This window comes from Streptomyces sp. SAS_272 (assembly GCF_052543235.1).
Genome location: NZ_JBMNDR010000021.1, coordinates 32488 through 46129, shown reverse-complemented (window position 1 = coordinate 46129; position 13642 = coordinate 32488). Strand labels below are relative to the sequence as shown.

Below are 13642 nucleotides of genomic sequence, written 5' to 3'. Positions count from 1 at the left end.
TGCGGGCCGTCGCTCACCGGCTTGGCGGGGCCGCGACGGGCGCCGCCGGAGGGGTTCGTCGAATCCCGGCTCCTGACGCCGATGAGGCCGCCCGGACGTGGAGCGCGTCCCGTGCCCAAGTCGACCTGCGCGACAGGACGTTCCCGAGATCCGGGGGCAGCGCGAACCATCCGGAAGGATCCCGTCAGAAACATTGACGGAACCATGACCCCGTGGCTCCTCCGGCCGCTACATGCGCCACCGGGACTTCCGGATCCGCTTCGACGCGGGCGACGGCACCGGCATCTTCGACAAGGACGCCACCTTCTGCGCCCGCACCGGCAGCACTGCCGGTTCCGTCAGCCTGGAGTCGTACGACCACCCCGGCCGCCACGTCCGCCACTACGACTACGCACTGCGCGTGGACACCTTCCAGGACACCGCCGCCTTCCGCGCCGACAGCTCCTTCACCGCGGTCAGTCCCCGGGCCTGCCCCGTCCGACCCACCCTGCTGCGCCGCCGCGGACCCAACCCGCGGCGGCGCGGCCTGCGGGCGGCCCGGACGGGGCGAGGGCCCCGGCGACAGGTCGGGCCGACCTCGCCCAGCTGTCGAACCCCTCACGCGCCCGCCGGGCACATCCCATGTCCGGCAGGTCGCCAAGTCACCTGCGGGCACGGACCGTTCGCCGAAGATCAAGGATTTTGTGTCGCGAGGCTAGACACCAGCGACGTTCGTGTCCGTTAATCCATCCCATGTATCAGCGGAGACAACTGGAACCGCATCGACAGCAGACCAGCCCGTGACGTGCCGCGCCGGCCGCCGGCATCATGCGCCGACACACCGACCACCCAGCCGCCGTCCCCTCCTCCCGAAGGGTGCATCATGGCCTTCTCCGTCAGCAGACGCCGCCTCCTGCAAGCAGCCGGGGCCACCGTCGTCGCCTCAGCCACCGGGTCCCTCGTAGGCGCATCCTCCGCCCTTGCGGCCGTCCCTCCCGCGAGGGCCGACATCGGGGTCTCCGCCCACCCCTTCGCACTCGGCCAGGTCCGGCTCACCAAAAGCCGGTGGCTGGACAACCAGAACCGAACGCAGAACTACCTGCGGTTCATCGACGTCGACCGGCTGCTCTACAACTTCCGCGCCAACCACAAGCTGTCCACCAACGGTGCGGCCCCCAACGGCGGCTGGGACGCGCCGACGTTCGGCTTCCGGACCCACATCCAGGGGCACTTCCTCACTGCATGGGCGCAGTCGTACGCCGTGACCGGGGACACCGTCTGCCGGGACAAGGCGACCACCATGGTCGCGGAACTGGCCAAATGCCAGGCCAACAACAGCGCCGCCGGCTTCAGCCCCGGATACCTCTCCGGCTGCCCCGAGTCCAACTTCACGGCTCTCGAGCAGGGAACCAGTGGCGAGGTGCTGTACTACACCATCCACAAGACCCTCAACGGTCTGCTGGACGTGTGGTGCCACATCGGCAGCACACAGGCCCGGGACGTGCTGCTCGCCCTGGCCGGATGGGTCGACCGGCGCACCGGCCGGCTGACCAGCCAGCAGATGCAGACCATGCTGCGCGTCGAGTTCGGCGGCATGAACGCCGTGCTGACCGATCTCTACCAGCAGACGGGTGACGCACGGTGGCTCACCGTCGCCCAGCGGTTCGACCACGCCGCGGTGTTCGACCCCCTGGCGTCCAACCAGGACCAGTTCAACGGACTGCATGCCAACACCCAGGTGCCCAAGTGGATCGGGGCCGCCCGGGAGTACAAGGCCACCGGCACCACCCGCTACCGGGACATCGCCACCAACGCGTGGAACATCACCGTCAACTCGCACACGTATGCCATCGGCGGCAACAGCCAGGCGGAGCATTTCCGCGCCCCGAACGCCATCGCCGGCTTCCTGAACAAGGACACCTGCGAAAGCTGCAACACCTTCAACATGCTCAGCCTCACCCGGGAACTGTTCGCGCTGGACCCGAACCGCGCCGAGTTGTTCGACTACTACGAACGGGCATGGCTCAACCAGATGATCGGCCAGCAGAACCCGGCCGACGACCACGGTCACGTCACCTACTTCACCTCCCTCAACCCAGGAGGCCGGCGCGGCGTGGGCCCGGCGTTGGGCGGCGGCACCTGGAGCACCGACTACGGCACCTTCTGGTGCTGCCAGGGCACGGGCCTGGAGATGCACACCAGGCTGATGGACTCCGTCTACTTCCACAGTGACGACACGCTGATCGTCAACCTGTTCGTGCCCTCGGTGCTCAACTGGTCGGAGCGCGGGATCACGGTCACCCAGACCACGACCTACCCCGTCAGCGACACCACGACCCTGCAGGTCACCGGCAACGTCGGCGGAACCTGGGCGATGCGCATCCGCATCCCGGGCTGGACCACCGGGGCCACCGTCAGCGTCAACGGCGTCGCCCAGTCCATCGCCACCGCCCCGGGCAGCTACGCCGTCCTGAACCGCTCGTGGAACTCCGGCGACACGGTCACCGTCCGCCTGCCCATGCGGATCATCATGCGGGCGGCCGACGACAACGCCAACGTGGCCGCGATCACCTACGGCCCGGCGGTCCTGTCCGGCAACTACGGGGACACCTCGCTCAGTTCCCTCCCGACGCTGACCACGTCCTCGATCACACGGACCAGCAGCACCTCGCTCGCCTTCACCGCCACCGCCAACGGCTCCACGGTCAACCTCGGCCCGTTCCACGACGCGCACGGCCACAACTACACCGTCTACTGGAACACCAGCGGCACCGTCCGGCTCGTCAACGTGGGCAGCGGTCTCGTGCTGGGCATCCAGAACATGTCCACCGCCAACGGCGGCCGCGCCCTGCAGTGGAACGACTCGGGCACCGCCGACCACGACTGGGAAATGATCACCGACGGAAACGCGGTCCGCTTCCGCAACGCAGGCAGCGGCAAGGTGCTCGGCATCCTGGACATGTCCACGGCGGACGGCGCCACCGTGTTGCAGTGGTCGGACAACGGCACCGCCGACCACAAATGGACGCTGCTCGACCAGGGCGACGGGACCTGCAAGATCCGCAACGTGAACAGCGGCAAGCTGCTCGCCATCGCGAACAACTCCACCGCCGTCGGGGCGTTCGCAGTCCAGGACTCGGACGACGGCACCGCCGACAACCGCTGGCGCATCGTGCGGAACTGAGATCCACCTCGAAGCAGATCCTGATCGCACACCGCCCTTCAGTCTGCTCGGCGTTTCGATCATCGGTCGATATGTCGAACACCAGGGTCGAGTGTCGCGCCTCAACAGTCCGGACGGCCCCCAACGGGGCCGGCCGGAATCTCTCACACAAAGAAAGCAGGCCCCATGCACAGACGGGGATTCAACCGCAGGCATCTGTCAGTGGCGCTCGCGGCCCTGGTCGCCTCGGCGGCCACGCTCGTCGTCACCCCGGCTCAGGCAGCCTCCACCGGCGCCGTGCGCGGCACGGGTTCCGGACGGTGCCTCGATGTTCCGGGCGCCAGCCAGACCGACGGCACGACCCTGCAGATCTGGGACTGCTGGAGCGGCGCCAACCAGCAGTGGACGGCGACCGACAACAACCAGCTGACCGTGTACGGCAACAAGTGCCTGGATGCTCCGGGCCACGCCACCACGCCCGGCGCCAAGCCGGTGATCTGGAGCTGCACCGGCGGTGCGAACCAGCAGTGGCGGGTGAACTCCGACGGCACGATCGTCGGCGTGGAATCCGGTCTGTGCCTGGCCACCACGGGAACGGGTACGGCCAACGGCACGGCGGTCGAGATCGCCACGTGCAACGGCGGCAGCAACCAGAAGTGGGCCGGCCTTGCCTCCACGGGCAGCACGTGTTCTTTGCCGTCGACGTACCGGTGGACCTCGACGGGCGCCCTGGCGCAGCCGTCGAACGGATGGACCGCGCTGAAGGACTTCACCACCGTGACGTACAACGGCAAGCACCTGGTCTACGGGACGAACTATTCGACGTCGTCGGGGTCGTGGGGTTCCATGGCGTTCGGCCCCTTCACCAACTGGACGGACATGGCCTCGGCCGCCCAGACCGGGATGAGCCAGTCCACGGTGGCGCCCACGCTGTTCTACTTCGCCCCCAAGAACATCTGGGTGCTGGCCTCCCAGTGGAGCGGCGGCTGGGCCTTCAACTACCGCACTTCCAGCGACCCCACCAACCCCAACGGCTGGTCCGCGCCGCAGCCGCTGTTCACCGGCGCCATCCCCGCACCGAGTCCGGCACCGGCCCGATCGACCAGACCCTGATCGCCGACGACCAGAACATGTACCTGTTCTTCGCCGGTGACAACGGCAAGATCTACAAGGCGACGATGCCGATCGGGAACTTCCCGGGCAACTTCGGCTCGTCGTACACCACGGTCATGAGCGACACGACCAACAACCTGTTCGAGGCGCCCCAGGTCTACAAGGTCAAGGGCCAGAACCAGTACCTCATGATCGTCGAGGCGAAGACGTCCGGCAACGTGCGCTACTTCCGCTCGTTCACCGCCTCCAGCCTGAACGGTTCATGGACCCCGCAGGCCACCAGCGAGAGCAGCCCCTTCGCGGGCAAGGCCAACAGCGGCGCCACCTGGACCAACGACATCAGCCACGGCGACCTGGTCCGCAACAACCCCGACCAGACGATGACCATAGACCCCTGCAACCTGCAGTTCCTCTACCAGGGCCAGGCCCCCAACCCGCCGCAGGGCACCCCCTACGAGCAACTGCCCTACCGGCCCGGCGTGCTCACCCTGCAGCGCTGACCGGCCCACCCGTGATCACCGGCTCGTGACCGTGCCGGCGGGGCCCGCGAACGAGCGGTCTCCGCCCGGCCCGGGGAAGGCAGGACCTCCCTGCCTTCCCGCGGTGGAGCACTTCTCCCTCACTCTCCAGGCCGGCGCGGTCGGCGTCGGGGTCAGGACGGGTCGCCGTACTGGAGTCCGCGTCCGTTGGTGCCGATGTAGACACGGCCGAAGGTGTCGGGGTCGCCGGTGATGATGCCCAGGCCGCCGATGCTGCCCCACTGGTGGGCGTCGTCGTTGACGCGCAGCCAGGTGGCGCCCTTGTCGGTGGAGCGGAACACCCCGGTGACGTCCTTCACGGCGCCGATCAGGTACAGGGCCTGGTACGAGGCTCCGGGCGCGGCCTTGCCGAAGCCCAGGGCGGAAGCGGACCGCACCGTGTCGAGGGCGGTGAAGGTGCGGCCGCCGTCGGTGGAGTGCAGCAGCCCCTTGCCCGAACCTGCGATCCACAGGTCTCCGGCGATGCCGGGAACGGCCGTGAGGCGGCCGTCGGGCAGATCGGTGGCGCGGGCGGTGAAGGTCGCGCCGCCGTCGGTGCTGGCGTGGAGTGTGCCGCCGGCCAGGGAGTAGAAGGTCCTGGCCGAGGAGCGGTCGGCGACGACCACGGCGCCGGCGCCCAGCCCGCCGACCTTGGACCAGCTCGCGCCCTTGTCGGTGGAGCGGTACGGGGCCTGGCCCGCCTCGGTCCACACGATCGTGGAGCCGTCCGCGGCGAGCGCGACACGGCCGCTGTCGGCGCCGGCCACCGGCTCCGACCTGAAGCCGTTCCAGCTGCTGCCGCCGTCGGTGGAGTAGGCGCCGTCCTGAGCGCCGCCATGACCGACCCTGACCAGCACCGAGGGGTCGGACTGTGCGAAGTCGACGTCGGTGCTGTTGCTCATCATCGGGTTGCTCAGCCGCCCGGCGGGCACCTCGGTGAGGGAGTCGTGCCGGAAGCCGCCCTGGTCGCCCATGGAGGTGATGACGGTGGCGCCGCCGGGCGGGGCGACGGCGTCCGCCAGCGCGGTCTCCTCCAGCCCTCGTGCCCCCACGGTCCAGTGACTGGTGCCTCCGCTGTCGGAGGCGGTGGCGTCCTTGCTGCGCCAGATGCCGTTGCCGGTGCCGTACAGCACATGCCCGGAGTCGAAGGGATCGACGGCCAGGGCGGTCATCCAGTGCCCGATGCCGGTACCGACGTAGGGAGCGGCGGAGGCGTCGCGCACCGACTTGTCGGCCAGGGCCTTCCAGGTGTCACCGCCGTCGGTGGTCCGGTAGATCTCGTCCTCGGGCCACCAGCGGTCGAGGGTGGTGACCATCACCGTGGACGGCTTCCGCGGGTCGACGGCCAGACCGGAGAACCCGTAACTGCCCCGGGAGGGGGAGATGTCCTTCCATGTGCCGCCACTCGGCGTGTACTTGCGCACCGAGCCCGCGGTCACGCCGTTCGGTCCGAGGGCGTCGGTGTACGTCAGGTACAGCGAGCCGTCACCGGAGACCACGCCGTGCTGCGGCAGCTGGCCGGTGGGCTGCCCGGCGACGGCGTGCCAGGTGCCGCCGCCGTCGGTGGAGCGGTACAGGGAGGTGGATCGGTCGGCGACGCCCACGTAGACCGTCCTGCTTCCGGCCGGGCCGTACGTGACGAAGGAGATGCCCCCGCCGCTGCTCGCCCCGTCCTTGACGGGGAACGAGGAGACCTGGCTCCATGTCACGCCGTGGTCGGTGCTGCGCCACAGGCCGTTCTTGCGGGTGCCCAGTAGCAGGGTGGCGGGGTCCGCCGGGTCGATCACGAGTCGTTCGCCGGCCCCGCGACCGTCCTCGTTGCCGCCCAGCTTGAAGGGCAGTTCGGTGCGCTGGAAAGTGCGGCCCCGGTCGGTGGAGCGCAGGATCGCGCCGTTGCCGGCCCACTCGTTGGTGTAGGTGCCCGCCCCGAGGTAGAGCCGGGCGGGATCGGCGGGGTCGGTGGCCAGCGAATCGATGCCCAGCAGGTTCCAGTCCTTCTCGCCCATCAGGTCGGTCAGCGGGATCCACTGCTCGGCCCCGGTGTCCCAGCGGTAGGCGCCGCCCATGTCGGTGCGCGCGTACAGCAGGCCCTTCTCCCGCGGGTTGAACACCAGTCCGGTGACGTAACCGCCGCCCACCACTTGCGCGTTCTTCCACACGTACGGTCCGGAGGCGGCCTTGGCCGGTGTTCCGCCGGCCCCGGGCGCCGGGGTCGGGGCCACCTTCACCAGCTTCCACTGCTGGTTGGCGCCGCCCCGGCTCGGGTACTGGATGACGGCCGCGCCGTTGGCCGTGGAGCCCGCGGAGACGTCCAGGACCAGGCCGCTCTTGCGTGAGGTGAAGGTGACGGCGTCGGAACCGCCCACCTCCTTGATCTTCCACTCCTGGGAGGTGGCCGAGCTGTCGGTCTGCTGCTCGGCGGCGGCCGACCGGGCGGTCGAACCGCCCGCCGTGCCCAGCACCTTGCCGCTGTTGCGGTTCACCAGCTCGTAGTAGCCGTCCCCGGCGGGCTTGAGCCTCCACTGCTGGTTGGCGGTGTTCTGGTCGGTCCACTGCTGGACACGGGTGCCGTCGGCGGTCGAGAAGCCGTTGACGTCCATCACCTTGCCACTGCGCACCGAGACCAGTCGGTAGTAGGCACCGGTGTCGACCGTGGCGGCCTGCGAGTCCTCCTGCACGAACGCGAGATACGGCAGGACGACGGCGGGCACGCCGAGCACGAGCCCGGTGGCGGTCCAGCGACGGCGGTGACGCCCGCGGCGCCCGCCGTTCGTGGGGTTGTTCATGGGGAAGACGTTCTCCTTGCGTACCGTTCACCAGACAAGAGCGAATCCAGGCACTTCGATGACCGGATTCGACTCCTTGTGGTCACAGGCTCCGCAAAGGGTTGCCATGATCGACAAACTCTTCTGACCACGTGTCCACGCCCGGGGCAGGGCCGCAGCGCTCAGGCCACGACGGGGCGGTCGGCGACGGTTCGTACGCTGTCGGCCGCCACGAATTCCAGCGCCTTGATGTGTCGACCTGGGCGGCAGTGCCGCACGGACCGGTTGCCGCAGGCGCCGTTGACGGTCATCGCTGTGCCGCTCCCGATGTGCCGGCCTCGACCGCGACCGCCCACGCCCGCAGTCCCTCGTCCACCTCGCTCTCGTCGACGACGAGCGCCGGGATCATGCGGACGACCTGGTTCCAGGCGCCGCACAGCGGCAGGAGCAGGCCCTCGTCGACCGCTGCGCGCTGGACGTGGGCGCCGGTCTCGGGGTCGGGGCCGCCGCCCTCGGTGACGAACTCGGTGGCGAGCATCAGGCCGAGGCCGCGCACGTCGCCGACGCCGGGCGTCCGGTCGGCCACCGCATCCAGGCCGTGCCGCGGCCGCTTGCCCATCGCTTCGGCGTTCTCGACGAGCTTCTCGTCGCGTACGACGTCGAGAGTGGCGCAGGCCGCGGCGCAGGCGACGGCGTTCGCGCCGTACGTCCCGCCCTGCGAGCCGGACCACGCCTTGGTCATCATCTCCTCCGGGCGGCGATCCGGCTGCGAGGTCGCGGACCTCACCGACACCGCCCGCTCGTTCCGGGCCGCGGCCCGCGTCGCCGAGGCCGCCCCGCCCGGCCAGCCCCTCCCCCCGGAGGCTCCTTCCACGAGCTGTCCGACATCGGTCTGCGCCGACGGCTGCTCGACGTGCTGCGCGCCGGCTGACGCCGGATCCTGGTGCGGCTGGGGGCGGGGACGCTCCGCCGGCCCCGGGCGGCGCACCCTGCGTCGCGCTGGTGTCCCGTTCGACGATGATCCACCGGAGGACCTCAAAACGAGGGTGCGCAGGCGGCGTTGGGGGGAGAATGGCCGCCATGACGTACGAAGGCTCCTCCATCGACCCGGCCAAGCCCAGCATTGCCCGCGTCTACGACTACCTGCTCGGCGGCAAGGACAACTACGCCGTGGACCGTGAGATCGGCGACGTGTTCAAGCGCGACCTGCCCGGTTCGGTCGCCATCGCCTTCGCCAACCGCGCGGCCCTGACCCGGGCGGTCAGGGAGATCGCGAAGACCACCGGCATCCGGCAGTTCATCGACCTGGGCAGTGGCCTGCCGACCGCGGACAACGTCCACCAGGTCGCGCAACGGCACGCTCCCGAGTCCCGGGTCGTCTACGTCGACACCGACCTCCAAGTACTGGTCCACGGCCGGGCTTTGCTGGAGAACAACGACCGGACCCGCGTCGTCGCGGTCGATGTGCGCAATCCCGAGGGCATCCGCACCCACCCCGACACGCTCGAGCTGATCGACTTCACTCGTCCCGTCGCCATCATCCTCAGCGCCATCCTCCACCACGTCAACGATGACGAGGACCCGGCCGGCATCGTCCGCTACTGGCGCGAACACGTCCCCTCCGGAAGCTACTTCTTCATCAGCCACTTCCGCTCCGGCAACAACCCGGAGACCGCGGAGGCCGAGAAGGTCCTCCAGCAGACGTTCGGCCGCGGACGGTGGCGCACGGACGCGGAGATCGCCTCCCTGCTGGACGGTTTGGAGATCCTGGACCCCGGCATCGTCCCCGCGTCCCTGTGGCGTCCCGACGTGACCGAGAACCCGTGGTCCAGCGCCGGAAAACGAGAACTCACCGTCTGGGAACACCTCATCGCCGCCGGGCTGGCGCGGAAGGCATAGACGCGCGCACCGAGCGAAGCCGGGCGACGGGAAGTCCTGGCGCCGAAAGGCGGTGCGAGCGGCTGCAACAGAGAGATCAACTGTCGGCCATTGCACATAATTTCATGTGCCATTCAATCGAACATTCAACTGGCGAATATTCAACTGATCCCGCAGGGCCGCCCATGTCGAATTCTTCTCGGCTGTTCATTAGCATGGACTGTATGAATGCGACACCGGAGTTCTATGTGGTAAGGGAGGGCGACACGCTCTCCGAAATCGCGGCCATGTTCCATGTGTCACTGGCCCAGGTCAAGAAGTGGAACCCTCAGATCAAAAATGTGAACCTGATTCACCCGGGTCAGCGGGTCCGCGTGGCGGAGCCGACCGCGGTGCCGGTCCACGATGACGAGCCCTTCCCGGGCAAGGACTTCTTCCAGTCGTCCGTGAGCAGCCCGATCATCGAGGTCATGGGCTGGCGCCTCATCGACGAGGGCTGCTCAGCGTATCCCGACGAACCCGACCTCCAGTGGAGCGAAGCCGATCGGAGATCCTACGCCAAGTGGCAGAGAAAACTCGGCTTCGTCGGCAGCGACGCTGACGGCATTCCGGGAACTGCTTCGTGGGAGAAACTCCATGTACCCGCTCTCCACATGAGCGAATAGCCCGCCCGGAACCCTGGCGAAGGAGGGTCGGCAATGGGCCATACCCTGACCGCCGAGGAAAGAACCGCGGCCGACCCCCCACGGCCCTCCCTCGAACCGCCTGTCGGGCCACCTCGGTCGCGCTGGCGAGCCCTGGCGAGAGCGCGACTGGCCTGTCTCGAGATTCAGTTGAGACGAGAGGAGACCAGGCGGCCGAAAGACGACTGTCGCAAGGCCTACCTCGCCGGGGTGGAGGAGCATCTCGAAAGGGCGCACAGCGCGGCCGACGAGGACTTCGGGTGGCGCCGTCCCTGGTCCGGTTCGATCGCCCGCGAGGGCGTCTGGTCGAATCTGCGCGGTGCCGACGTCCTGCTGCTCCGACTGGTGCCCGACGCGGAGGCGGTCGGCCGCGCGAGCGAGGTCATGGCGCTGGTCGAACGGCATCTGGACAGGAACGACCCGCGGCGGGTCAGACTCGCCCAACGGATCCGGTACATCGTCTCCGGGAGGCTGACACCGGAGGACCGCGAACTGCTGGCCCGGTCGCTCGACAGCGCGTACGGCAACCTCGACGCCGAGCTGGCCCGGGTCCGCAGCCTGCGCAACATGCTCTGGACCGCGACTGTCCTCGTCTTCATCGGCGTGGCTGGTCTGGCCCTTTACGGTTCCTTGGCCCCCCGCTCGCTCAGCCTGTGTTTCGCACCGAAGGCGAGCGCCGGTGACCCGAACCAGATGCACGTCGTATGTCCCAGCGCGGAGTACCACGACCTGACGGCGAACACCGTTCCCAGCGACCTCGCACGCTCGCAGGACATCCTCACGGTCGAGATTGCCGGTCTGCTCGGAGCGGCACTCACGGTCATCGCCTCACTGCGCCGCATCCGGGGCACCAGTGCGCCCTACATGCTTCCTCTGGCGTCGGCGGCGCTGAAGATCCCTACCGGGGCCCTGTCCGCCTTCCTGGGGGTGCTGCTGATCAGAGGCGCCTTCGTCCCCGGTCTCAGCGACCTGGACAGCCGGGCGCAGGTTCTCGCCTGGGCAGCGGTCTTCGGCGCCGCACAACATCTCGTGACGCGCCTCGTGGACGACCGGGCCCAGATGACGCTGTCGGAGGTGGGCGGACCGCCCGGCGCGACGGCCCATCAGGGGAACGCCGCCATCAGGCAGGACGACGGGCCACCGGGCGACCGGCCGAACGGACAACCGGCTGCGATGGAACGGTCCATGACCGGAGCCCCCGACGTACCGGACGGGAACGCGGACCGCAGCTCGGCGGAGGAGACCACCCGGTGACCCGGTGACCCGGGTCACCGGCACACGTCCGCACCGACGGCATGCTCCGGGGCGTCGCCGCCGCGATCCGGTTCCGGTGGCCTCGCGGGGCGTACTACGGGGTGCCGGCGATACGGGGTGCCGACGTACCCGCCCGCTGGACCCGACCGCTCCAGATCCCCCGCCCCGGCTTCGACGGACGAGTCCTGCGCCTGCCGGATCCGCGCTGGCTCGCGCACCGCTCAGTGCTTCTTCAGCTCCTCGGCGAGCATCACGAGGATGCCGCTGGGGCCGCGGACGTAGGTGAGCTTGTAGATGTCTTCGTAGGTCGCCACCCCGCGCAGCGGATGGCATCCGTGTTTTGCGGCTGTCTCGAGGGCTTTGTCGATGTCGTCGACCGAGAAGGCGACGCGATGCATGCCGATCTCGTTGGGACGAGTGGGCTGCGTCTCGATCGCTTCGGGGTGGACGTACTCGAAGAGCTCGAGGCGGCCTTGGCCGTCCGGCGTCTGGAGCATCGCGATGTGGGCGTGATTGCCGTCGAGGCCCACGGCGGTGTCGGTCCACTCACCGCTGACCGTGTCACGGCCGACGACCGTGAGGCCGAGGTCGGTGAAAAAGGCGATCGTTGCTTCGAGGTCGCGAACAGCGATGCCGACGTTCTCAAGTTTGATGGCCATGCGCGGCATCGTATCGAGCCGGCCCTGTCGGGGCCTTCCGGCGAGGCACAGCCCAGCAGCGGAGCACCCTCGAGGTCGGCCGTGCTCTGTCCACGAGTGCGTCCGCGTCGGGAGGCGGCGCCAGGGAGACTCCCGTGTGCCCATAACGGTCCGGGACGGGGCATGTTCACCACAACGATGACGAAGAGACGACCAACTAACAGTGAGGCATAGGGGGTTCCCTCATGCTTCGGCCGGTCCGACACGGAACGCTGATCAGGCCATCTGCTGCCATGGCGGCGAACCGAACAGAAGGACACTCATGAGACGTCTCTCCGCAATCCGTACCGCAGGGCTCGCGTCGGGAATCGTGGCGGCGCTGCTGTCGGGCGGCGTCGCGCATGCCGCGGACGACGAACCGGGGCCGATGGGCACGGCGCCGGTCGGCAACTCCGCCAGCGGTCCGTCGATCTCCGCCGACGGCCGCTACGTCGCTTTCGCTTCGCTGGCAAGGGATCTGGTGTCCGGCGACACCAACCGAGTGGACGACGTGTTCGTGCGCGACCGGCAGACCGGCGCCGTCACCAGGATCAGCGTCGACTCGGCGGGCGTTCAGGCCAACAACGCGAGCCGAAATCCGTCGATCTCCGCCGACGGCCGCTATGTCGCGTTCGAGTCCGTCGCGACGAACCTGGTGGCCGGTGACACCAACCGCTACCGCGATGTTTTCGTCCACGATCTGCAGACCGGTGAGACGTCCAGGGTCAGCGTCGGCAGGAACGGCGAGCAGAGCGACAGTGAGAGTTTCCATCCGTCGATCTCCGCCGACGGCCGGTTCGTCGCGTTCGACTCCCCCGCGTCGAACCTGGTGTTCGGCGACACCAACGACATCCACGACGTCTTCGTGCGCGACCGGCAGTCCGGCGAGACCACCAGAGTCAGCGTCGACTCCAACGGCCGCCAGGGCGACGACATCAGCCAGGTGCCGTCGATCTCGGCAGACGGCCGCTACGTCGCCTTCTCCTCCGGGGCGAAGACCCTGGCGCTGTTCCCCGACAACAACCGCGCGGACGACGTGTTCGTGCACGATCAGCTGACCGGCCGCACCGACCGGATCAGCGTCGGTCCCGACGGCGCCGAAGGCAATTCCGCCAGTCGCACGGCGACCGTCTCGGCCGACGGCCGCTACGTCGCGTTCGAATCCACGGCGTCCAATCTGGTGGCCGGTGACACGGGCGGTCCGACCGACACCGACATCTTCCTGTACGACCGGGTCACCCAGACGACGACGCAGGTGAACCTCGGCCCCGACGGCCTGAGCGACAGCCGAACCCCCGGCCAGGAGCGGACGACGCTCTCCGCGGACGGTCGCTACATCGCGTTCGTGTCCGGCGAGGACAAGCTCGTGGCCGGTGACACCAACGCGAGCTGGGACGTGTTCGTGCGCGACCGGGTGACCGCCACCACGACCAGGGTCAGCGTCGCCGGTGACGGCTCGCAGAGCGACGGCACCAGCTACGGTGCCTCGATCTCGGCCGACGGCCACCACGTCGCCTTCACGACCAGCGCGACGAACCTGGGCGGCGACGGCACCAGCCGGAGGTACAACCTGTACGTACGCGACCTCGGCAACTGAGGTCGGGCCGCCGTG

General features: G+C 68.9%; 9 protein-coding genes and 2 pseudogenes. 7 read left to right on the top strand and 4 right to left on the bottom strand.

From position 1 onward, the window contains the following. Positions 1 to 232 precede the first annotated feature (232 nt). From ACN6LD_RS15025 to ACN6LD_RS15015, 3 genes and pseudogenes are all read left to right on the top strand, one after another. Positions 233 to 724 carry an AbfB domain-containing protein gene (locus tag ACN6LD_RS15025; protein WP_445043419.1) on the top strand — a complete coding sequence of 164 codons (492 nt, stop codon included), beginning with the start codon at positions 233 to 235 and terminating at the stop codon, positions 722 to 724. Positions 725 to 862: 138 nt separating this feature from the next. Further along, the gene (locus ACN6LD_RS15020; RefSeq protein ID WP_445043418.1) at positions 863 to 3163 is read left to right on the top strand and encodes a beta-L-arabinofuranosidase domain-containing protein; all 2301 of its coding nucleotides are present in this window, start codon (positions 863 to 865) and stop codon (positions 3161 to 3163) included. Positions 3164 to 3328: 165 nt separating this feature from the next. Beyond that, a pseudogene (locus ACN6LD_RS15015) lies at positions 3329 to 4755 on the top strand (non-reducing end alpha-L-arabinofuranosidase family hydrolase). A gap of 152 nt (positions 4756 to 4907) precedes the next feature. Here the strand turns inward: ACN6LD_RS15015 and ACN6LD_RS15010 are convergent. The 3 genes and pseudogenes from ACN6LD_RS15010 to ACN6LD_RS15000 all read right to left on the bottom strand — a co-directional run. Continuing rightward, positions 4908 to 7559 carry an RICIN domain-containing protein gene (locus ACN6LD_RS15010; RefSeq protein WP_445043417.1) on the bottom strand — a complete coding sequence of 884 codons (2652 nt, stop codon included), beginning with the start codon at positions 7557 to 7559 and terminating at the stop codon, positions 4908 to 4910. 161 nt (positions 7560 to 7720) lie between these two features. Then, on the bottom strand, positions 7721 to 7849 hold the full coding sequence (locus tag ACN6LD_RS15005; RefSeq protein ID WP_319187385.1) for a hypothetical protein: 129 nt from the start codon (positions 7847 to 7849) through the stop codon (positions 7721 to 7723). Next, positions 7846 to 8289, bottom strand: a pseudogene (locus tag ACN6LD_RS15000) (aminotransferase class III-fold pyridoxal phosphate-dependent enzyme); the annotation flags it as partial. The pseudogene ACN6LD_RS15000 and the gene ACN6LD_RS15005, both read right to left, overlap by 4 nt. A gap of 329 nt (positions 8290 to 8618) precedes the next feature. Here ACN6LD_RS15000 and ACN6LD_RS14995 point away from each other — a divergent pair. The 3 genes from ACN6LD_RS14995 (at position 8619) to ACN6LD_RS14985 (ending at position 11353) form a co-directional block, all read left to right on the top strand. Beyond that, positions 8619 to 9437, top strand: a complete 819-nt coding sequence (locus ACN6LD_RS14995) for an SAM-dependent methyltransferase (RefSeq protein WP_319189311.1) — start codon at positions 8619 to 8621, stop codon at positions 9435 to 9437. Between the two features lie 203 nt (positions 9438 to 9640). Continuing rightward, positions 9641 to 10081 carry a peptidoglycan-binding protein gene (locus tag ACN6LD_RS14990; protein ID WP_445043416.1) on the top strand — a complete coding sequence of 147 codons (441 nt, stop codon included), beginning with the start codon at positions 9641 to 9643 and terminating at the stop codon, positions 10079 to 10081. Positions 10082 to 10309: 228 nt separating this feature from the next. Further along, positions 10310 to 11353, top strand: a complete 1044-nt coding sequence (locus ACN6LD_RS14985) for a hypothetical protein (protein WP_445043415.1) — start codon at positions 10310 to 10312, stop codon at positions 11351 to 11353. A 221-nt stretch (positions 11354 to 11574) separates the two neighbouring features. On the opposite strand, the gene ACN6LD_RS14980 is transcribed toward ACN6LD_RS14985, so the two are convergent. After that, a complete protein-coding gene (locus ACN6LD_RS14980; RefSeq protein WP_445043414.1) occupies positions 11575 to 12012 on the bottom strand; it encodes a VOC family protein in 438 nt (145 codons plus the stop codon). Between the two features lie 301 nt (positions 12013 to 12313). On the opposite strand from ACN6LD_RS14980, the gene ACN6LD_RS14975 reads away from it, so the two are divergent. Beyond that, positions 12314 to 13627 (top strand): TolB family protein, encoded by a 1314-nt coding sequence (locus ACN6LD_RS14975; RefSeq protein WP_445043413.1) that lies wholly within the window; start codon positions 12314 to 12316, stop codon positions 13625 to 13627. Positions 13628 to 13642 lie beyond the last annotated feature (15 nt).